Origin of the sequence: Tardiphaga sp. 285_C5_N1_2 (assembly GCF_052076065.1) — a bacterium.
Lineage (GTDB): Bacteria > Pseudomonadota > Alphaproteobacteria > Rhizobiales > Xanthobacteraceae > Tardiphaga > Tardiphaga robiniae.
This window is the reverse complement of sequence record NZ_CP197241.1, coordinates 788316-806913: the sequence shown is the minus strand read 5'-3', so window position 1 is coordinate 806913 and position 18598 is coordinate 788316. Positions and strand designations below refer to the sequence as shown.

General features: G+C 60.2%; 20 protein-coding genes and 1 tRNA gene. 14 read left to right on the top strand and 7 right to left on the bottom strand.

What is annotated here, in order from left to right; translation table 11 throughout:
- Positions 1 to 145: 145 nt before the first annotated feature.
- Positions 146 to 1354 carry an ABC transporter substrate-binding protein gene (locus tag AB7951_RS03790; protein ID WP_120286989.1) on the bottom strand — a complete coding sequence of 403 codons (1209 nt, stop codon included), beginning with the start codon at positions 1352 to 1354 and terminating at the stop codon, positions 146 to 148.
- A 183-nt stretch (positions 1355 to 1537) separates the two neighbouring features.
- Positions 1538 to 2758, bottom strand: a complete 1221-nt coding sequence (locus tag AB7951_RS03785; protein WP_158596713.1) for a LysR family transcriptional regulator — start codon at positions 2756 to 2758, stop codon at positions 1538 to 1540.
- A gap of 166 nt (positions 2759 to 2924) precedes the next feature.
- Between AB7951_RS03785 and AB7951_RS03780 the strand changes: the two genes are divergently transcribed.
- The 8 genes from AB7951_RS03780 to AB7951_RS03745 all read left to right on the top strand — a co-directional run bounded on the left by AB7951_RS03780 (position 2925) and on the right by AB7951_RS03745 (position 10539).
- Positions 2925 to 3758 (top strand): transporter substrate-binding domain-containing protein, encoded by an 834-nt coding sequence (locus AB7951_RS03780; RefSeq protein ID WP_120286991.1) that lies wholly within the window; start codon positions 2925 to 2927, stop codon positions 3756 to 3758.
- On the top strand, positions 3755 to 4516 hold the full coding sequence (locus AB7951_RS03775; protein WP_120286992.1) for an amino acid ABC transporter ATP-binding protein: 762 nt from the start codon (positions 3755 to 3757) through the stop codon (positions 4514 to 4516). Before AB7951_RS03780 ends, AB7951_RS03775 begins: the two co-directional genes overlap by 4 nt.
- A 3-nt stretch (positions 4517 to 4519) precedes the next feature.
- The gene (locus AB7951_RS03770; protein ID WP_199711958.1) at positions 4520 to 5221 is read left to right on the top strand and encodes an amino acid ABC transporter permease; all 702 of its coding nucleotides are present in this window, start codon (positions 4520 to 4522) and stop codon (positions 5219 to 5221) included.
- Complete coding sequence (locus AB7951_RS03765; protein WP_441255659.1) at positions 5221 to 5880, top strand: ABC transporter permease subunit; 660 nt, start codon at positions 5221 to 5223, stop codon at positions 5878 to 5880. Before AB7951_RS03770 ends, AB7951_RS03765 begins: the two co-directional genes overlap by 1 nt.
- A gap of 64 nt (positions 5881 to 5944) precedes the next feature.
- Positions 5945 to 7324 (top strand): dihydroorotase, encoded by a 1380-nt coding sequence (locus tag AB7951_RS03760; RefSeq protein WP_120286994.1) that lies wholly within the window; start codon positions 5945 to 5947, stop codon positions 7322 to 7324.
- Positions 7325 to 7388: 64 nt separating this feature from the next.
- Complete coding sequence (locus tag AB7951_RS03755; protein ID WP_120286995.1) at positions 7389 to 8477, top strand: S-methyl thiohydantoin desulfurase domain-containing protein; 1089 nt, start codon at positions 7389 to 7391, stop codon at positions 8475 to 8477.
- 19 nt (positions 8478 to 8496) lie between these two features.
- Positions 8497 to 10155, top strand: coding sequence for a urocanate hydratase (locus AB7951_RS03750; protein WP_120286996.1), 1659 nt, complete (start codon positions 8497 to 8499; stop codon positions 10153 to 10155).
- Positions 10156 to 10464: 309 nt separating this feature from the next.
- Positions 10465 to 10539 (top strand) — tRNA-Gln (locus tag AB7951_RS03745).
- 279 nt (positions 10540 to 10818) lie between these two features.
- On the opposite strand, the gene AB7951_RS03740 is transcribed toward AB7951_RS03745, so the two are convergent.
- Together AB7951_RS03740 and AB7951_RS03735 are read right to left on the bottom strand one after the other, a co-directional pair.
- Positions 10819 to 11010 (bottom strand): hypothetical protein, encoded by a 192-nt coding sequence (locus AB7951_RS03740; protein ID WP_120286997.1) that lies wholly within the window; start codon positions 11008 to 11010, stop codon positions 10819 to 10821.
- 120 nt (positions 11011 to 11130) lie between these two features.
- Positions 11131 to 11259, bottom strand: coding sequence for a hypothetical protein (locus AB7951_RS03735; protein ID WP_439059814.1), 129 nt, complete (start codon positions 11257 to 11259; stop codon positions 11131 to 11133).
- A 298-nt stretch (positions 11260 to 11557) separates the two neighbouring features.
- Here AB7951_RS03735 and AB7951_RS03730 point away from each other — a divergent pair, with 298 nt between their 5' ends.
- The 3 genes from AB7951_RS03730 to AB7951_RS03720 all read left to right on the top strand — a co-directional run bounded on the left by AB7951_RS03730 (position 11558) and on the right by AB7951_RS03720 (position 15466).
- Positions 11558 to 13834 (top strand): glycosyltransferase family 4 protein, encoded by a 2277-nt coding sequence (locus AB7951_RS03730; RefSeq protein WP_120286998.1) that lies wholly within the window; start codon positions 11558 to 11560, stop codon positions 13832 to 13834.
- Positions 13835 to 13876: 42 nt separating this feature from the next.
- Positions 13877 to 15175, top strand: coding sequence for a glycoside hydrolase family 130 protein (locus tag AB7951_RS03725; protein ID WP_120286999.1), 1299 nt, complete (start codon positions 13877 to 13879; stop codon positions 15173 to 15175).
- A gap of 114 nt (positions 15176 to 15289) precedes the next feature.
- Positions 15290 to 15466 carry a hypothetical protein gene (locus AB7951_RS03720; protein ID WP_158596714.1) on the top strand — a complete coding sequence of 59 codons (177 nt, stop codon included), beginning with the start codon at positions 15290 to 15292 and terminating at the stop codon, positions 15464 to 15466.
- A 182-nt stretch (positions 15467 to 15648) separates the two neighbouring features.
- Here the strand turns inward: AB7951_RS03720 and AB7951_RS03715 are convergent, their stop codons facing one another.
- Complete coding sequence (locus AB7951_RS03715; protein WP_068734860.1) at positions 15649 to 15852, bottom strand: cold-shock protein; 204 nt, start codon at positions 15850 to 15852, stop codon at positions 15649 to 15651.
- 231 nt (positions 15853 to 16083) lie between these two features.
- Here AB7951_RS03715 and AB7951_RS03710 point away from each other — a divergent pair, with 231 nt between their 5' ends.
- Positions 16084 to 16215, top strand: a complete 132-nt coding sequence (locus AB7951_RS03710; protein ID WP_256461247.1) for a hypothetical protein — start codon at positions 16084 to 16086, stop codon at positions 16213 to 16215.
- A 186-nt stretch (positions 16216 to 16401) separates the two neighbouring features.
- Positions 16402 to 16590: a hypothetical protein gene (locus tag AB7951_RS03705; protein WP_093756915.1), complete on the top strand. Its 189-nt coding sequence runs from the start codon at positions 16402 to 16404 to the stop codon at positions 16588 to 16590.
- A 21-nt stretch (positions 16591 to 16611) separates the two neighbouring features.
- On the opposite strand, the gene AB7951_RS03700 is transcribed toward AB7951_RS03705, so the two are convergent.
- On the bottom strand, positions 16612 to 16818 hold the full coding sequence (locus AB7951_RS03700) for a hypothetical protein (protein ID WP_089266057.1): 207 nt from the start codon (positions 16816 to 16818) through the stop codon (positions 16612 to 16614).
- Positions 16815 to 17153: a hypothetical protein gene (locus AB7951_RS03695; protein ID WP_068734854.1), complete on the bottom strand. Its 339-nt coding sequence runs from the start codon at positions 17151 to 17153 to the stop codon at positions 16815 to 16817. Before AB7951_RS03695 ends, AB7951_RS03700 begins: the two co-directional genes overlap by 4 nt.
- Positions 17154 to 17692: 539 nt before the next feature.
- On the opposite strand from AB7951_RS03695, the gene AB7951_RS03690 reads away from it, so the two are divergent.
- Positions 17693 to 17908 carry a hypothetical protein gene (locus AB7951_RS03690; protein ID WP_147421564.1) on the top strand — a complete coding sequence of 72 codons (216 nt, stop codon included), beginning with the start codon at positions 17693 to 17695 and terminating at the stop codon, positions 17906 to 17908.
- Positions 17909 to 18598: the final 690 nt, after the last annotated feature.

Genomic DNA, 18598 nt, shown 5'->3' with positions numbered 1-18598 from the left:
CAACCACGGCGGGCCACCTTCAGTCGCCGGCGCAATCAAGCATGAGGCCGTACCTGGCTGCGCAGCGCCACCTCCTTCACGGACGGCATTGCACACAACAGGCTTCGACGATTCGATCTCCATCTAAGGACCGCGCAACGATGCTTCAGGTCATCTTGCAGCCTCGCGCGGGATCGTCGACATCGGCCTGGGCGATCGAGATCATCTCGTTACGCCCGTTGCGGACCTCGCGCAGATAGATGTTCTGGATCGGGTTATGCGCCTTGTTGAAGGACAGCGGCCCGCGCGGGCTGTCGATCTTCGCAGCTCCCATTGCCGCGATCATCTTGTCGCGCGCATTGAAGTCGCCGCCCACGGCGGTCAATCCGATATCCAACAGCGCCGCGCCATCGTAGCCCTGTACGGCGTAGATATCGCCGTCCTTGCCTGTCTTGACCTTAAAGGCTTTGAGGAAGGCGAGATTGGCGGGATTATCGAGATTGTCCGCGTAATGCAGCGTCGTCCTGATGCCCTTGGCGGCTTCGCCTTGCGCTTCGATGGTGCCGTCGGTGAGAAAGCCTGCGCCATAAAGCGGGATGGTCTTGTTCAGGCCGGCCGCCGCATAGTCCTTGACGAATTTCACCGCGCCACCGCCTGCAAAGAAGCTGAACACGGCATCGGGCTTCAACTGCGCTATCTGCGTGATCAGTGCCTGAAATTCCACCTCCGGAAATGGCACCGTCAGGTCAGCTACGATCTTGCCGCCGTTCTTGGTGAAGTTTTCAGCGAAGGCGCCGATCATCTCCGCACCGGCGGTATAACGCCATGTGATCGTGACCACGTTCTTGATACCGGCATCGGCCATCACCTTGCCCATCGGGTAGGTGCTCTGCCAGTTCGAGAACGACGTACGGAAGATGTTCGGCGCGCAGGCCGGACCAGTCGCATCATTGGCGCCAGCATTCGGAATGATCAGAAGTGTCTTGGTGTCGCGCGCGACCTTGACCATCGCCATGGCCACGCCGGAATGAACGGTGCCGACAACGACGTCAGCCTTCTCGCGGCCGACCAGCCGGTTCATGTTGTCGGTGGCTGATTCCGGCTTCGATTCATCGTCCACCTGCACGAACGCAATGTCGCGCCCACCGAGCTTGCCGCCCTTCTGTTCGACATAAAGGCGGAAGCCGTCATCGATGAATTGGCCGAGCTTCGCATAGGTCCCGGTGTAGGGAAGCATCATCCCCACCTTCAATGGCGCGTTCTGCGCGATGGCCGGGCTATGAAGCGGCGACGTCGCAATGAATGTTGCTGCACCGGCGGTCCCGGACAGCATCGCGCGCCGCGTCAACGGACGCAGAAACCCCTTGGTGGTCATCGGCTCGTCTCCCCTCGGAATAATTGATGACCGGTTGATCCGGCCTACCAATGCAGATTGACGCCAGGTGGGAGCATTGCCCTCCACCCGCGCTCGCGTCTCTGCAGCATAATGCACGAAATTAGAAAAGATCAAGAATTATAATTCATAGTCAGCGGCAGTGGGTAGCCACGCTCATTCAAATCAATCGCTGTTCACCATCATGGCGGCTGCTGGCGTTGCCGGCGCATAGTTGCGCAGGGCAGCAAGAATGGAGCGGGCGCCGCGCCGCGCACCTTCGGTCTGTACCCAGACCAGCGACAGGATAAGTTCAAGCCCGGGATCAACCGGCAGCGCCACGAGGCGTGCATCGAACGAGACGAGTGCGCTTTCGGGGAGTACTGACACGAAGCCGAAATCCAGCATCAGGTTGGCAATGATCGGGATCGAGTCGATTTCCGTGATTGTCAGCGCATCGATCTCTGCCTGAGGCAGCAATTGCGCCAGCAGTTTGTGCGCGGCTTGGCCGAGCCCGGTGCGTCGGCTGGGTAGCGCTAGCGGCTGTTGCCGAAGCACCTGCATGACATCGGGCTGGTCACCCAGCACCTCGCGCGCGCCAACGACCACAAGTTTCGATCGCACCAGCGCGCGGGACGAGACATCGGCCGGGATCGTGTCGCTGTCGATCAACGCGACGTCGCACCGTTTGTCTTTCAGGCCGGTCAGCAGATCCTCGGCCGTACCATTGGTGACAAACAGCGGCTGCGTCGGCCGATCCCGCTGCCAAGCGGCGACGAGAAAGGCCAGCAGCCGCGCGACATTGCTTTCATGGCCGAGCGGCATCACCGCCCCGAGCCTGATGGTGGCATTGGTCGAACGAAAACGCTCACGCGCACGCCGTGACAGTCGCTGCATGGTTTTTTCAAGTTCAGCCAACGACGTGACCAGCAACTGGCATGCCGGCGTCGGCGTGACACCGATACGGGAGCGATGAAACAACACGCTGCCGAGCTCATCTTCAACGCGTGCAATCTGTCGCGCGAGTTGCGGCTGACCGAGACGGATGATGCGTGCGGCACGACGAACGCTGCCGGTTTCCGCAACCAATGCGACACGCTGCAAGGCCGTGAGACTGACATCACACTCGGCGCAGAAAGCCCGTGCTGCATCGCCTGCCCTATCGGGCGCGATCATCCCCATCGCGATATCCGCTGCGGCTTCAATCTCGTCCAGCATTCGCCGTGCCTCAAGCGTGAGAAAGCTCGCGGCACCTACGCGATTCAACAACGGCGCTGCGATGGAGCGCTCGAACCGTTTCACCGCTGCCGAGAGCGTACTGGGTGCGCGTCCAAGTTGGCGCGCGGCTTCGCGCACATTGCCGCAACGAAGCACCACGGCTGTCATCACCAAGGTCGCAATGTCCATTCCATTGTCATCCGGGTCTGTAGTCGATTTTTCCGCGCTGCAGCGAGAGCGTATAGGATGTCCATCAAATGGGATATCCCCCCGATGCGCAATTGCGTTAGCCTTCATGACAAGGACCGCGGAGCCAGCTGCCGGCTTGGCCTGGCCGCACCAATGGAGGTGTTCGATGAAAGCAATGATCCTTGCCGCCGGGCTTCTGGCTTTGGCCAGTCCCGCACTCGCTCAGGCTCAGGAACCGCTGAAGTCCGCGATCGACTCGACCTTCGCGCCGCATGCCATGCCCAAACTGTCAGGCGGGCTTGAAGGCTTCAATATCGACGTCGTTGATGAAATGTCGAAGCGCATCAAACGCCCGATCACGGTGGAAGGCGCGCAATTCGCCGGTCTCATTCCGGCACTTCAGGCCGGCACCTACGACTTCCTCGCTGCTGTGGTCACCGTCACGCCCGAGCGCGCGCAGCAGTTACTGTTCATGGAAGGCTTCGTCGACGCCGACTATCGTTTCATGACGCTGGCTTCGGCACCTCCCATCACCAAGCTCGAAGATCTCTCCGGCAAGACCATCGCCGTGCAGAAAGGCGCGATCTACGAGAAATGGGTCAACGACAACGCCGCCAAATATGGCTGGAAGTCGGAATCCTTCGCCACCAGCACCGACGCGGCGCAAGCCGTGCTCGCCGGCCGTGCCGACGCCAACATCTCGGCCGCCACCGTCGTTGCCTGGATCGTGAAGAACAATCCGCGGCTGAAGAATGCCTTTCTCTACAAGACGGGCCTCGTCTGGAGCATGCCGCTGCGCAACGGCAATACCGAATTGCGCAACAAGCTCGAAGACGCACTGGTCTGCATGAAGCAGGACGGCACGCTGAAGAAGCTTTACGTGAAGTGGTTCGGTGTCGAGCCCGAGGCCGGATCGGCGACCACTACCATCTATCCCGGCTATGGCGCACCAGGCGTTGCCGGCTATGACGCGACCGAGCAGAAGCCGACCTGTTCATGAGTTCGGCAGCAGCAGCGCCCGTGCCCCGCTATTTGCTCGAAGCACGCGGCGTCCGGAAGAGCTTCGGCACCACCGAAGTCCTGAAGGGCGTCGATCTTCTGGTCGAGCCAGGCAAGCTGGTCTTTCTGATCGGCCCATCCGGCTCGGGCAAGAGCACCTTGCTGCGCTGCTGCAATCGTCTGGAGGAGCCGGATGGTGGCTCCATCATCATGGACAATGTCGACCTCCTGTCGCCGCGCACCGATATCAATGCCGCACGGCGACAGATCGGAATGGTGTTCCAGAGCTTCAACCTCTATCCGCACCTCACTGTACAGAAGAACATCACGCTGGCCCTGCGCAAGGTCGCCGGCATGAGCACAGCCGACGCCAATGCCCGTGCCGCGGAGATGCTGGCGCTGGTGGGCCTGCCCGACAAGGCAGCGTCCTATCCTGCACAACTCTCCGGCGGCCAGCAGCAACGCATCGGCATTGCACGTTCGCTCGCGCTCAATCCCAAGATCATCCTGATGGACGAGCCGACTTCGGCGCTGGATCCGGAACTGGTCGGCAGCGTGCTCGCCGTCGTCAAGGATCTGCGTGCCCGCGGCATCACCATGGTGATCGCCAGCCACGAGATGAATTTCGCCCGCGAGGCCGCCGACAAGGTGGTGTTCCTCGATGGCGGTCTCGTCATCGAGCAAGGCAGTGCCGAAGACGTTTTCCTCCGGCCGCAGGAAGATCGCACCAAACGTTTCCTCGCGCAGATCAGGCACTAGGTCATGACCGCCGCCGACGCGATGAGCAACTGGGACCGCTTCGTCTTCACCTTCTTCAATGCGGATATCGCGATGAAGTACGGCTGGGAGATTTTGCAGGGCGCCGGCGTTACCATTCTCGCCGGCCTCGCAGTGGTCATCACCGGTATCGGTGCCGGCTTTGGCCTCGCGGCGCTCCGGGCGATCGGCTGGAAGCCGGTCAATTTCCTCATCATCGTGTTCGTCGACATTTTCCGCTCCCTGCCGCCGCTCGCAATCATCCTGGTATTATTCTTCGGCTTCCCAAATATCGGCATCGTCCTGCCCAGCCTCATCGTGCTGTGGATGTCCCTCGGCGCGGTGCTTGCGGCCTTTGCCGAAGAGATCTTCTGGGCCGGCATTACCTCAGTGCCGAAGGGCCAGTGGCTGGCCGCGCGCTCAACAGGGCTCACCTTCGCTCAGACGCTGCGCTATGTGATCCTGCCGCAGGCGGTCCGCCTCGGCATTCCGCCGCTCACAAACCGCGCGATCTCCATCACCAAGAACCTCGCGCTTGGCAGCGCCATCGGTGTCAACGAGATTCTTGGCCGCGCCAATTCCGCGCTGTCGATGTCCGCCAATGCGACGCCGCTGACGATGGGCGCGCTACTTTACGTGCTGGTCTTCATTCCACTGGTTATCGCCTCCCGTACGCTCGAACGCAACTATCGGTGGGGTGAGCACTGATGGAGCAGTTCACCCAGGAATTCTTCAATCTCGACGTCATGGCGAAGGTCGCACCGTTCCTGCTGCAGGGCTTGCTGCAGACGCTTCTGCTATGCTCGTTCCTGATCCCGATCGGCCTCGTCAGCGGTGTCCTCGTGATGTTGCTGACCACCAGCTCCTATCGCCTGCTGCGCTGGCCGGCGATCGCCGCCGTCGATTTCTTTCGCGCCTTTCCGCCGCTCGTGCTGCTGGTCTTCGTCTATGCGGGCCTGCCCTTTATCGGGCTGCGCGTGCCCGCGCTGGTGGCTGTGGCCGTCGCCTTCCTGATCAATTCGGCAAGTTACTACGGCGAGATCTATCGCGCCGGCATGGTTAGCGTGCCGAAGGGCCAGCGCGAGGCCGCACGATCCACCGGACTCTCCGCCACACAGACATTGCTTTACGTGACGCTGCCGCAGGCGATCCGCAACGTGCTGCCCGATCTGCTCTCGAACACGGTCGAGCTGGTGAAGCTCACGACGCTGGCCAGCGTCATCTCGGTGCCGGAGCTGCTGCATTCCGCCAATCTGGCGCGCTCGCTCACCTACAACTCATCGCCGCTGATCCTCGCGGCCATCATCTATCTGCTCTTGCTGTTACCAGTCGTGCGGCTGATCGCGCGGCTGGAGCACAGGCTCTAGGACACACGGTCCCGCGGGACCATCACGACAAGCCGGCTCGCCGGCGGCGAATGTGGAGTTGCACATGGATTTCGATCTGGTTCTCACCGGCAAGGTGATCGGTCACGACAGCATCATCGAGAACGGCTGGGTCGCGGTCCGTGACGGGCGCGTGGGTGCCGTCGGGGAAGGCACGCCGCCTGCCGCGCGCGAGCGGCAGGATTTCAAGTCCGGCATGATCCTGCCGGGCGCCATCGACGCGCAGGTGCACTCGCTGTCGCAGCGCAATCAGGAAGATTTCATCTGGTCGACGCGCTCCGCCGCAGCCGGCGGTGTGACCACCATCGTCGACATGCCCTATGATGAAGGCGATCTGGTCTGCTCGGCTGCTGCGGTCGAGCGCAAGATTGCCCATGCGAGCAAACAGGCGCGCGTGGATTTCGCGCTCTATGGCACCATCGACCCCGAAGAAGGTCCGGCACGCATCGCCGAACAGGCCAAGGCCGGTGTCGCTGCCTTCAAGTTCTCCACCTTCGGCACTGACCCGAAGCGCTTTCCGCGCATCCCCGCGCCGCTGCTCGCCGATTGTTTCGCCGCCATTGCGCCGACCGGCCTAGCCGCCGGCGTCCACAACGAGGACGACGAATTCATCCGCGATGCCGTCGCCAAGGTGAAGGCAAAAGGCATTACCGACTGGCGCGCGCATGCCATGTCGCGCCCGCCGCTCGCCGAAATCCTCGCGATGCTGCAGATCTATGAGACCGGCGCCGAGACCGGTTGTCCCGCTCATGTGGTGCATTGTTCTGTCGCACGCGGTTATGACATTGCGGCGTGGTATCGCTCCGAGGGTCATCACGCCACGGTGGAATGCTGCATCCACTATCTCGTGCTCGACGAGGAGAATGACGTCTCCCGCCTCGGCGGCAAGGCCAAGATCAATCCGCCGGTGCGTCCGCGTGCCGATGTCGAGGCGCTCTGGGCAGAGCTTGCAGCCGGACGCGTCTCGCTGGTCTCGACCGATCACGTCAGCTGGTCGGAAGATCGCAAGATCAATCCGGACATGCTCGCCAACGCGTCTGGCGTCCCCGGCCTCGAAGCCATGGTGCCGCTGCTGGTAAAGGGCCTCGTCGAACGCAAGCTGCCGCTGACCCATGCCGCGAAGCTGATGTCGTTCAATCCGGCGCGGCACTTCCGCATCGACGATCGCAAGGGCGCGCTGGCGCCCGGCCTCGACGCCGACATCACCGTGCTGGTGGATAAGCCCATCGTCTATGACGGCGCGGCAAGCGGCAACAACGTGGTCGGCTGGTCGCCCTATAACGGCATCACGCTGCCATGGACCGTGGCTGCGACCTACGTGCGCGGCCAGCTTGCTTTCGATGGCAGCAAGGTTCTCGCCGAACCCGGCAGCGGACAATTCGTGCGGCCACCGCTGCTTCTCTCGGAACGACTGCCGGTGGCGTGACGCCCGCCGTTCCGATCACCGACCACGTATCGAACACAAGAACATCTGCCGAGGAGACATTCCGATGGGACGTATTCTGACCGAACGCGATATTGAAGCCGCCGTGCGCGGCGGCGGTATCTATGCTGCCGGTGGCGGCGGCTGGGCGGATCACGGGCGCATGCTCGGCCGCGCCGCGATTCTCGTCGGCAAGCCTGAGCTCGTGTCGATCGACGAACTCGACGATGACGACTGGGTCGCCACAGCCGCTGCGATCGGCGCGCCGGCGTCGACCACCGCCTGGGAGATGCAGGGCAAGGATTACGTCCGCGCCGTGCAACTGCTGCAGGACGCGCTGGGTGAACCGCTGAAAGGCCTCATCATCGGCCAGAATGGCAAGTCGTCCACCATGAATGCGTGGCTACCATCGGCCCTGCTCGGCACCAAGGTGGTCGATGCCGTCGGCGACATGCGCGCACATCCGACCGGCGACATGGGATCGATCGGTCTCGCCGGCTCGCCCGAGCCGATGATCCAGACCGCCGCCGGCGGCAACCGCGCCGAGAACCGCTACATCGAACTCACCGTACGCGGCGCCACCGCCAAGGTATCGCCGATCCTGCGTACCGCAGGCGATATGTCCGGCGGCTTCATTGCCTCCTGCCGCAATCCGGTGCGCGCGTCCTATGTGCGCGACAACGCCGCTTTGGGCGGCATCTCGCTCGCGCTGCGCCTCGGTGAAGCCATCCTCGCCGCCGAGCCGAAAGGAGCGACTGCCGTGATCGACGCGATCTGCAAGGACACCGGTGGCTCCATCCTCGGCAGCGGCAAGATCACCGCAAAAAATGTGGTCTACACACCGGAAGCCTTCGACATCGGCACCCTAACCATCGGCGAAGGCGACCGCGCCATCACGCTGCATGTGATGAACGAATACATGGCCATCGTCGATGCAAATGGTAAGCGTCTCGCGACCTTCCCGGACATCATCGCCACACTGTCCGACGAGGCCGAGCCGATGAGCGTCGGCCATCTCGAAGTCGGCATGAACGTGCATCTGTTCCATGTGCCGAAGACGATCATTCCGCTTGCCTCCAGCGTCAAGGATCCGGCGGTCTATCCCTCCGTCGAACGCGCCATGGGCATCGAGATCGCGCGCTACGCACTGGCCTGAGACATCGCAGGAGTCCGTCATGACATCAGCGAATCCACGGCACCCCGATTTTCCGATTCCTGGCGGCCCAAAGCTGCGCGCCAAGGGCTGGCGGCAGGAAGGTCTGTTGCGCCTTCTGGAAAACGTGCTCGCGGTCGGTGAGGATCCGTCGAACCTGGTTGTCTATGCCGCACTGGGGCGCGCGGCCCGTAACTGGCCAGCACACAAGGCGATTGTGCAGGCTCTGACGACCATGGAGGAAGACCAGACGCTCGTCATCCAGTCCGGCAAGCCGGTCGGCCTGCTGCGCACGCACGCCAAGGCGCCGCTGGTGATCATGGCGAATTGCAACATCGTGGGCCAATGGGCGAAGGCTGAGATCTTCTACGAGCTCGAGCGCAAAGGCCTGATCTGCTGGGGCGGACTCACGGCCGGCGCCTGGCAGTATATCGGCTCGCAGGGCGTCATTCAGGGCACCTACGAGATCTTCATGCGTATCGCCGAACGTCGCTTCGGCGGCACCCTCGCTGGGCGCTTCGTGCTGACAGCCGGGCTCGGTGGCATGGGCGGTTCGCAGCCGCTCGCAGGCCGCATGGCCGGTGCGGCGATCCTCACCGTTGACATCGATCCGGAGCGCGCGCGCAAGCGCAAGGAGATCGGTTATCTCGAAGTGATCGCCCCCGATCTTGATTCTGCGCTGGAGATGATCGCCGCCGCGAAGGCGGAGCGCCGCGCGTTGTCGGTCGGCCTTGTCGGCAATGCCGCCGATATCTATCCGGAAATCGCCCGGCGCGGCATCATCCCCGATGTGGTGACCGACCAGACCGCAGCGCACGATCTAGTGTTCGGCTATGTACCCCGGACCCGATCGCTCGAGGAAGCGCGCGTCATGCGCAAGTCAGCGCCGGAACAGTTGATGGCGGAGAGCCGTGCGTCGATTGTCGACCATGTGCGCGCCATGCTGACCTTTCAGGCGCGCGGCGCGGAAGTGTTCGACAACGGCAACCTCATTCGGACCCACGCCAAGGAAGGCGGCGTCGCGAATGCCTTCGACATCCCCATTTTCACGGAAGCCTATCTGCGCCCGCTATTTGCGCGCGCCATCGGTCCGTTCCGCTGGATGGCGCTTTCGGGCGACCCCAAGGATATCGCTGCCATCGACGATCTCGTGCTGCGCCTGTTCGGCAACAATCAGATCGTCTCGAACTGGATCAAGCTCGCTCGCCAGTATGTGCCTTTCGAAGGCCTGCCGGCACGCATCGCCTGGCTCGGTCATGGCGAGCGCAGTGAACTGGCGCTGGGCGTGAATGAACTCGTTGCCAATGGCACGCTCAAGGGACCGGTCGCCTTCTCGCGCGATCATCTCGACGCCGCCGGCATGGCGCATCCGAACATCATGACCGAGAACATGCGCGACGGCTCGGATGCCATCGCTGACTGGCCGCTGCTCGACGCGATGGCGCTGTGTTCATCCCAGGCCGATCTCGTCGCCGTTCATTCCGGCGGCGGCGGCTATGCCGGCTACATGACCAGCGCCGGCGTCACCCTGATCGCCGACGGCACGGCCGCCGCGGCAGAACGACTCGCCATGAGCCTCGACAACGACACGGGCCTCGGCGTCATCCGCTACGCGGATGCGGGGTATGGCGAGGCCGTCGACGAGGTCTCGCTCAAGCACATCCCGCATATACAACTCTAGAACGGTCGTTCCGAACACATTCTATAGCGTGTTGGGCGAGAGCCCGCCCGCGGACAAGCTTTGGGAACTTCGCTTCGCGCCAGCTCACAGGCCCTATCGCCCAATATGCGACCGCGAAAATCGGAAAATTCAGTGCGTCAGGGGCTCACGCGCGCCGGCAGACGCCGACACCCCAATTGCACAAAAGTCAGTCGCTTCCAGAAGCGGGGAACACCGCTGTCAGGTGGTTGAAATTGCGGAGCTCTCTCTATAGACCGGCGGAGCCAAAGCGATCCGCGGGCCCAGCCCGCCCTTTACCGCCTTGGCCTTTGGGGCGTCGCCAAGTGGTAAGGCAGGGGATTTTGATTCCCCCATGCGGAGGTTCGAATCCTCCCGCCCCAGCCATTTTTAACAAGCGATTTCAATAACTTATCGACTTGACGCCATTTTCGTTCTGAACAGCTTTCCTGCTTCGCCAGCTTGTGCGCGTGCCGCTTGCGGGTCGCCGACAAGGTCAGACCTGAAGCCTCCGAAGAGATGCTGACGGTGCGGATAGAGCTGTGCCATCGGCCATGGGGCCCTCCAGTAAAAAGGCCCCGCTACTGCAGGGCCTCACATTTTCTCGTTGGTATTGTTTAAGCCCGACAAGTCGCCGTTCCAGCGGACGAGGAAAGATCTTGAATGTCAGCCTTTGCCTGCCCAGGCCGGGCGCTCGCCTAGCCATGGCGGCAGCGCCTCCCACTCGGTAGATCTCATCCGGCGCTCCTCGCCGCCAACATTGATGAAAACAAACGGTGCATCTTCCTGCCCTGTCTTGGAGCCGGCGAACATCGCAGGCGTGCCGTATGCATCTCGAATGGTCGACTTGATCGACATGTCTTTCCTCGATCTGTGAACATTTCGATGACGTAACGTTGGCGCATCGTCGCCGCGTGAGCGAGCCCTCTGTTCAACGCCGGACGGGAAGCGTGCAGTGCTACCGCGCGAGGAGTGGTACTATTTCTTTCTGACCGCCGCCAGTGCCGGCATGATCTTGGGACCGCCACCCTTGAGGCTCTCTGCAGCAGCGATCGTCTTGACCGGCACCTTCTTCGGTTTCTTGGTTTCGCGATTTCCCTTGGCCATATCGTACTCCCGCTATGTGAGCCCGAGCGTTACCACGGCTGGCACTGAAAGACCGATTTATTATCACCGCTCTCTCGCTAACCTCCCACCGACTTGTTCCAACTCCCAGCCCTCGAAGATACTGATGGCTATTCGCGAAGAAAGAGCGCACCCTGCGCTCGCGCGCATTGATGACCCTGATGGTCCCTGCCGAGCGCGCGCTGCTTTTGTCACGAAATTGTCCGATATGCCGCGGCTGGCGCAGCATTGCCAATTTTGAGCGATTGCCCTTTCAACATTGAAATCGCGAGGCAGCAGATTGACGGTGTTCAGCCGCATTGCATTCATTGGCAATTCACTTCCACGCCGATGTGGGATCGCCACGTTCACTACCGATCTGCAAAGCGCAGTAGCGGCCGCCCGCGCAGACTCCAAAACCATCATCGTGGCGATGACCGATCATGGTCATTTCTACGACTATCCAGCCACCGTTGGCATTCAGATCAATGACGAGCTGATCAACGACTACATACGTGCAGCGGAATTCCTGAACAACGGTCATTTCGACGTGGTGTCGCTTCAACATGAATTCGGTATCTTCGGCGGCGAAGCCGGGAGCGATATCATCCAGCTTCTCTCGCTGCTCAAGATGCCGATCGTGACGACACTCCATACGGTTCTTGCAGAGCCCACCGTCGCACAAAAGGATGTCTTCACACGCGTTGTCGAGATGTCGTCGAAAGTGGTGGTGATGGCGGAGAAAGGTCGGGAACTGCTTCGAACCATCTATCAGGTCGCCGAAGAGAAGATCGAGATCATTCCACATGGAATTCCGGAATTCGCTTTTGTGGAGCCCGACGATGCAAAAACGAGGCTCGGCTTTGCCGGCAGGTCTGTCATTCTGACTTTCGGCCTGCTTTCGCCCAATAAGGGCATCGAATTCATGATCGATGCGATGCCGTCCATCCTGAGCACCTGTCCGGGTGCGGTCTATGTCGTATTGGGCGCAACTCATCCAAATCTGGTACATGACGAAGGTGAGGCCTATCGCGAATCCCTCATTGCAAGGGCCCGCGAAGCTGGCGTCGCGGATCACGTGGTCTTCCTTGATCGTTTCGTTGACCAAGAGACCCTGCTCGATTTCATCTCGATGTGCGATGTCTATGTCACGCCTTATCTGAACGAATCTCAGATGACGTCAGGCACCCTGGCCTATAGTTTTGGCTTGGGAAAGGCTGTGGTATCGACTCCCTATTGGCATGCCCGCGAACTGCTTGCCGATGGCCGCGGCATTATCGTCCCGTTCGCGGATGCGAATGCGATCGGCGTCGAGATCGAAAAGCTCCTGATCAATGCGCCACTGCGCCAAGCGATGCGCAAGCGCGCCTATGCCAGCAGCCGCTCCATGACGTGGGAACGGACGGCCGAGCGATACATGTCCGTTTTCGAGAACGCGGGTCGCCGCCACCGGCTCAAGACCATTGCAAAGTCGGATACGAGTACGCTCCTGCGAGATAGTCGCGCGCCTCCCGAGATGCAGATTGGTCACTTCCTGTCGATGTGCGACGACACCGGGTTGCTCCAGCATGCGGTTCACAGTGTTCCGGATCGCTTGCATGGCTATTGCATCGACGACAATGCCCGCGCGCTGCTGCTGGCATGCGCGTTGAACACTCCAGGAGAACTGCGTCTGTCGGAGGTCCTGACCTCCCGCTTTGCAGCTTTCGTCCAGCATGCGTGGAATCCTGAGACGCACCGGTTTCGAAATTTCATGGCTTTCGATCGCAGCTGGCTGGAAGAAAGCGGATCGGAAGATAGTCATGGGCGCACGCTCTGGGCGCTGGGCGTTTGCGCTCTTTCGGATGCGAACCCCTCTCGGCGGACCTGGGCCGCAGCCCTCTTTGCCGAGGCCTTGCCAAAGGTCGGCGATTTCCTCTCGCCCCGTGCCTGGGCGTTCGTATTGCTGGGACTCGATGCGTATTGCACGATCGTCACCGACAATAGCCGTGCCAATGCAATCCGGACGGCTCTGGCCAACAGGCTCGTCTCGCTTCTTGAGAAAGTCGAGACGAGCGATTGGGTGTGGTTCGAAGACGGACTTTCCTATGACAACGCTAGACTCTGCCAAGCCTTGATTCTCACCGGCACTGCGATGAAACGGCCGGACTATCTCAATGCCGGGCTGAGAAGCCTACGCTGGCTGCTGACACAGCAAACCTCGGCCAGCGGTCAGTTCAGGCCGGTGGGCACGGAGGGATTTCACGACGTCCGGCGCCAGCCACGCAGCTTCGACCAACAGCCTGTCGAGGCTGCCGCCACCATCGCGGCCAGCCTTGCGGCATGGCGCGCCGACCAAAACATTGAATGGAAGAGCGAAGCCGCCCGGGTCTTCGCATGGTTCCTCGGCAGCAATGACCTTTCTATCCCGCTCGTCGATCTTGAGACAGGAAGCTGTCGTGACGGACTCCATCCGGACCGTGCGAATGAGAACCGCGGTGGCGAGTCAGTCGTATCCTACCTGCTCGGACTATCCGAAATTCGGCACATGGCACGTATCGCCGAGGATCAATCCAAGTCCGCGACCCGCGTGGCCTGATTACGTTGCACTCCCTCTCTCAGCAGATAATTGAGATTCCTTTTGCCCTCATCTCCGATACTGAATCGCCAGGCGCTCTATCTCCGGCCCGATGCGTCCCGAGTCATCGTACGGCCGTTTAAACCTGCGACGGAGCCACGCGATCTCAATCCGACAGATAAAACGCGCGCCAATCATATTGTCGACCGGATTCTTGCGCTCAGTCCCGAGCAGGCAGAGCATCAGTTGGCCGACGTGCTTGAAAACTTTCTGGGCCGCCACCGGAATCTGCTTCAGACATTCGAGGCCCGCGCTGACGAAATGGAAGATGCATTCCACGGCCATAGCCGGTTCACGACGATTCAGCGTCAGCTAGTCGGCGCCTATTTCCTGAGTGAATACTCGTTTGAAGCATCGGCACTCTTCAATCCGAGCATCGTGCCTCACCCCGATCAATCGGGAACGACGGCCGGCGCCCTGCGCTTCATCCTCAGCCTGCGCGCCGTCGGAGAAGGCCATGTGTCATCCCTGACATTTCGCACGGGCCTTGTGGATACCGACGGAACCGTGAGCATCGATCCGACCGCACGCCTCGCATCAAATCCAGCAGTTCAACACCTCGGGTCTGGGCCTGGCGGCGAGGATGTCGCCGTCACGTTTCGTAGCAGCGAGGATATCAGCGAGCGGGTCATTTTTCCGATTACGGAGTCGCAATCGAACGGCATCGAGGATGCGCGCTTCGTGAAATTCGAGCATTCCGAGCGAACAGTCTACTACGCGACTTACACGGCCTATAGCGGCAGGACGATCCGCTCGGAGATCATCGAGACGTCCGACTTCGTCACGTTTCGCTTTTCAGCCCTCAGAGGTAGCGCATCACATAACAAGGGCATGGCACTTTTCCCCCGGAAAATCGACGGGCGGTTCGCGATGATCGCGCGGCAAGACAATGAAAACCTCTACCTGATCTATTCGGATGATCTTTATACATGGGATGGCGGCACGCCGATCCTGAAGCCGGCCGCCCCTTGGGAGTTCATTCAAATCGGCAACTGCGGCTCACCTATCGAATTAGATGAGGGCTGGCTATTGCTGACCCACGGAGTCGGCCCGGTCCGCAAGTATTCGATAGGAGCAGCACTGCTCGACAAAAACGACCCGACGAAGGTGCTGGGGCGCCTGGACGAACCGCTCCTTCGACCTGCGCCGTCCGAGCGCGAAGGATATGTGCCGAACGTCGTCTATACATGCGGCGCAATGCGGCATGGCGATCAAATTATCTTCCCGTATGCGATTTCGGACAGTTACTCGAACATCGCGACGATCGATATAAGAAGCCTGCTCGCAGCGATGGACAAATAAGAGCTGGCTTAGCTTTACCGTAAAGGCAATTGGATGTGGCTTCTCAGCACGACCAGCTCGTCCGTGGCCGGCATCTTTCACCAAACGGCAAGTAGAACTTTTGGGAGACGCACAGTGACCGGTGAAAAATCAAGGGCGCTCGTTCTCGGAACGACAGTCTTTTGGAAGAACGATAAAAATGACTTTGGCACCGTCATCGCCAAGGACTGGAGTAGCGTCACGGTCAAATGGGATAGCCGCGCCAGCCAGACAATCATGCACAACGATATGGATAGCTGCACGGCAGCTTGAATTTACTTGGCCCAAACGAGCATTCCTGACCATCATTCGCGAAAGCCGACGCGACACCAACCGGCCGCTGAAATCATCGCGAAACGCCCGCCGGGACAAGTCCGACGGGCTGCCAGTTATGTGGTCATTTGGCCGACAGCCGGGCGCCACCAGACTTGCGGCGCCAGGCAAAAGAGGCCCGATCAGCCAACCCGAAGGTTTTCTGCCGACGTCTTGCCACGGTTGGCCACTTCCTCAAAGCTGACCTTGGCCCCTTCATTCAAAGTGCTCAGCCCCGCCTTCTCGACGGCCGAGATGTGAACAAAGACGTCTTTGCTGCCATCGTCCGGCTGGATAAAGCCGAAGCCCTTCGTCGCATTGAACCATTTTACTACGCCAGTGGTCACTTCAGTTCTCCCGGTTGTCTCTCAACGATAGCAACCCTGAATTCAGGAAGGAGTCAATCAAGCAAACTTCCATCTCCTGAATTGATGCGGCTGTCGGCTGCCAGGACGACGGGTGGCGGTCGTCCGCCCGCGATGCCACGATGCGACAGCGGCTTTAGGCAACATAATCTCCGGGAGACCCAACCGACGTGCTAATGTCACCGAAGCCCAGTGCGGGCGGAGGACCAAACCATGGCCAAAGGCGAACAACGGAACAATCGCGAAGTAAAGAAGCCCAAGAAGGACAAGGCTAAGACGATCGCAGCAGCTCCGACCATGAAGGGGCTGATGCACCCCGAGGCGGAAAAGCCCCGAAAGAAATAGTCGAACAGAGCGCATCGCCAGCATAGCTGCAGCATCTGAGGTCACGGGCACCCGACGCATGATCCATGCGCTCGATAGCGCTACCGCGTTCGCGGGTGATCGAGAACCAGAAAATTCAATCAAAATGTCCAATCCCCTTCCGGGGCGCTCCGACGCGCATCGGCGATCATGCCAGATGGAGCAATCATGACACATGAAGACCTGGAACTGATCCGTGAGATCGTCCTGCACGGCGGCGCAAAATATACGGCTGGCAATATCGATCGCAGCAAATACCAGCGCCTTGTCGATCTCGGGTGGCTATCGCCCCTCATCATGAACAAGACAGACATTGCCTATGAGACGACAAAAGCAGGCGAAGTGGCAGCGAGCTGACCCAGCACCCGGGGAGCGGCTCTAGCCCCGCGCGACGATTTTTCCGGTCGCGAACTGTTCCAAAGCGTAGAGCGCACTTTCCTCATACGTCGCACCCGGCAGCGGTTCTGCGACTACGATCAACTGGCCAATGGTCAATTGAACCATGCCATCCAGGATGTCGTAACTGGCTTCGTACGTCACGCCTGCCAATACCAGTTCGACATAGCCGTGCCAGAAGCCCTTCAACTCCGACTCCCAACCAGATCGATAAACGTCTGAAGTTCTGCAGAAAAGCGCTCGGCCTGCCTGGCATCCAGCCATAGTTTTATCGTCGACGTCGCCGACAGGACAAAGGCAACCCCGAAACCGCCCGCATTTGGCACACACAGCGCCGACCAGCTGTCAGCTTCGCTCACGATCTTCCGTTCGTTGGGAGTTCCCGTTTCCAGGACGTGATTGATTTGGATCTTAAGCTCGATTGCATCGTCGAACGACAGGGAAATCTCCTCTCCGCTGAAGTTCAGAATTAGCCAGCAATCTTTTTGCTTGGATTTGACGTCGGAGGTGAAATTGAAGGCCATGGTGGAACCATGCGCCTATGCCCGTGACGGTCAATCAAATTCGTCGCGACACTATGCGACTTGATGCACAGCCCTTCCGTAATCGCCTAGCTGCCTGCCAATCGGGAGCAAGTTTCATGTGGCAGCCAAGGTCTGCACGCTTTAACTGGACGTTGCGGCCTCGCGTTTGAGTCGCACTGAGGCGCAGACAAAGGGGCGATCAAATGGGCGACGGGTGGCAACCAATCAGCACCGCACCGAAGGACGATGAAAGGATCATCGTTGCGGGTGGAACATGGATACGCGGAAACAAGGACAAGCTGTCTCAGACATTTCCATGCCTCGTCATCTGGGACGAAACCGAGTGGCTCATTTGCGACAATGAAGGGCCGCGGGCGCTCATACGGGGTCCCAAAATCTGGATGGCAATCCCGCCCGCTGACTTGCCTTCAGCATCGGAATTGCTGAAGACGATCTGACGCATTTCATTAACCATACGATGCTACCCGTCCTGTAGCGCGGGTCTTGTCGAGCGTACCGCGCCAACTCTGGAGTCGCAGATGCAGGTCATCGAAATCACGGACCTCGTCGAGGCCAGGCGCGCTCGTCTGGCTCAATATCACGGGCTGCCGCGCGCACTTCAGCTGAACGGTCAAACAGTCACGGGATCGGTGAGATCCGTCGTGATGGATGCATCGGCAGCAAAGTGGACTGTAAAGCTCGTTGCAACGCCACCTGTCGTCGACAGAAAATATCGTCTGCGCCGCTCCGCCTAGAGCCGGACGCAGACCCGCACGACGACATCCGACTTTCTTCACCTACGCCATACCGCGGTCGCATGTATCCGTAGGCCCCCTATTCTCCTGAACCAGCCACCCAAGGCACGGGCAGTCCAGCGGATTGACCTCAGCGATTCCGGCGGCAAATCAGAACCTTCGAATTAGGTCGACTTCCGAACATAAAGGGCATCTACTGCACCGCATCATCGGCCCTCCTTAGGCATTCACCGGTGACAGAGAGTTCGGTCGCGCTCCCGCCCAATGTCTCGGGACTGCCATGCCTACCTCCGAATGTACTTTGGAATCGCAACAGCACAGGTCCGGACGGTGAAGGCTTCTCACCTTGAAGCTGAGCACGCCGCGATGATCGCGCTTGCGGCAGCTGCTCAACTCCCTCACGGAGACGAGCGAACGCTTGCCATGCGAAAAGCCGGACAACTGCAACTAATCGCAGATGCGAGGAAGCATCGGCTACAGAAACCGGAAGCGACACAATTCGTGCTTCCAAAATAATATCCTCCATTCGTAATTTCCGACCGGAAGCGTAAGATCTAAAGATCATCGCAAGAACCACGGCTTCTACCGGCGTCTGTGAGCACTGTTTCCCCCTCAACAAGGGGTGGCCATATCAGAGCGTTGGACGATCAATTCCGGGATCGGCCTCTGCCTTTGGTACTACTGTCCCTC

Bases quoted from the DNA above. Each gene is read 5' to 3' on its own strand.
- AB7951_RS03710 (WP_256461247.1), top strand. From the start codon at position 16,084: ATGGCCAAAGGCGAACAACGGAACAATCGCGAAGTAAAGAAGCCCAAG.
- AB7951_RS03705 (WP_093756915.1), top strand. From the start codon at position 16,402: ATGACACATGAAGACCTGGAACTGATCCGTGAGATCGTCCTGCACGGC.
- AB7951_RS03770 (WP_199711958.1), top strand. From the start codon at position 4,520: ATGACCGCCGCCGACGCGATGAGCAACTGGGACCGCTTCGTCTTCACC.
- AB7951_RS03760 (WP_120286994.1), top strand. From the start codon at position 5,945: ATGGATTTCGATCTGGTTCTCACCGGCAAGGTGATCGGTCACGACAGC.
- AB7951_RS03785 (WP_158596713.1), bottom strand. From the start codon at position 2,758: ATGGACATTGCGACCTTGGTGATGACAGCCGTGGTGCTTCGTTGCGGC.
- AB7951_RS03695 (WP_068734854.1), bottom strand. From the start codon at position 17,153: ATGGCCTTCAATTTCACCTCCGACGTCAAATCCAAGCAAAAAGATTGC.
- AB7951_RS03690 (WP_147421564.1), top strand. From the start codon at position 17,693: ATGCAGGTCATCGAAATCACGGACCTCGTCGAGGCCAGGCGCGCTCGT.
- AB7951_RS03750 (WP_120286996.1), top strand. From the start codon at position 8,497: ATGACATCAGCGAATCCACGGCACCCCGATTTTCCGATTCCTGGCGGC.
- AB7951_RS03780 (WP_120286991.1), top strand. From the start codon at position 2,925: ATGAAAGCAATGATCCTTGCCGCCGGGCTTCTGGCTTTGGCCAGTCCC.
- AB7951_RS03790 (WP_120286989.1), bottom strand. From the start codon at position 1,354: ATGACCACCAAGGGGTTTCTGCGTCCGTTGACGCGGCGCGCGATGCTG.
- AB7951_RS03735 (WP_439059814.1), bottom strand. From the start codon at position 11,259: ATGGCCAAGGGAAATCGCGAAACCAAGAAACCGAAGAAGGTGCCGGTC.
- AB7951_RS03775 (WP_120286992.1), top strand. From the start codon at position 3,755: ATGAGTTCGGCAGCAGCAGCGCCCGTGCCCCGCTATTTGCTCGAAGCA.
- AB7951_RS03740 (WP_120286997.1), bottom strand. From the start codon at position 11,010: ATGTCGATCAAGTCGACCATTCGAGATGCATACGGCACGCCTGCGATG.
- AB7951_RS03765 (WP_441255659.1), top strand. From the start codon at position 5,221: ATGGAGCAGTTCACCCAGGAATTCTTCAATCTCGACGTCATGGCGAAG.
- AB7951_RS03755 (WP_120286995.1), top strand. From the start codon at position 7,389: ATGGGACGTATTCTGACCGAACGCGATATTGAAGCCGCCGTGCGCGGC.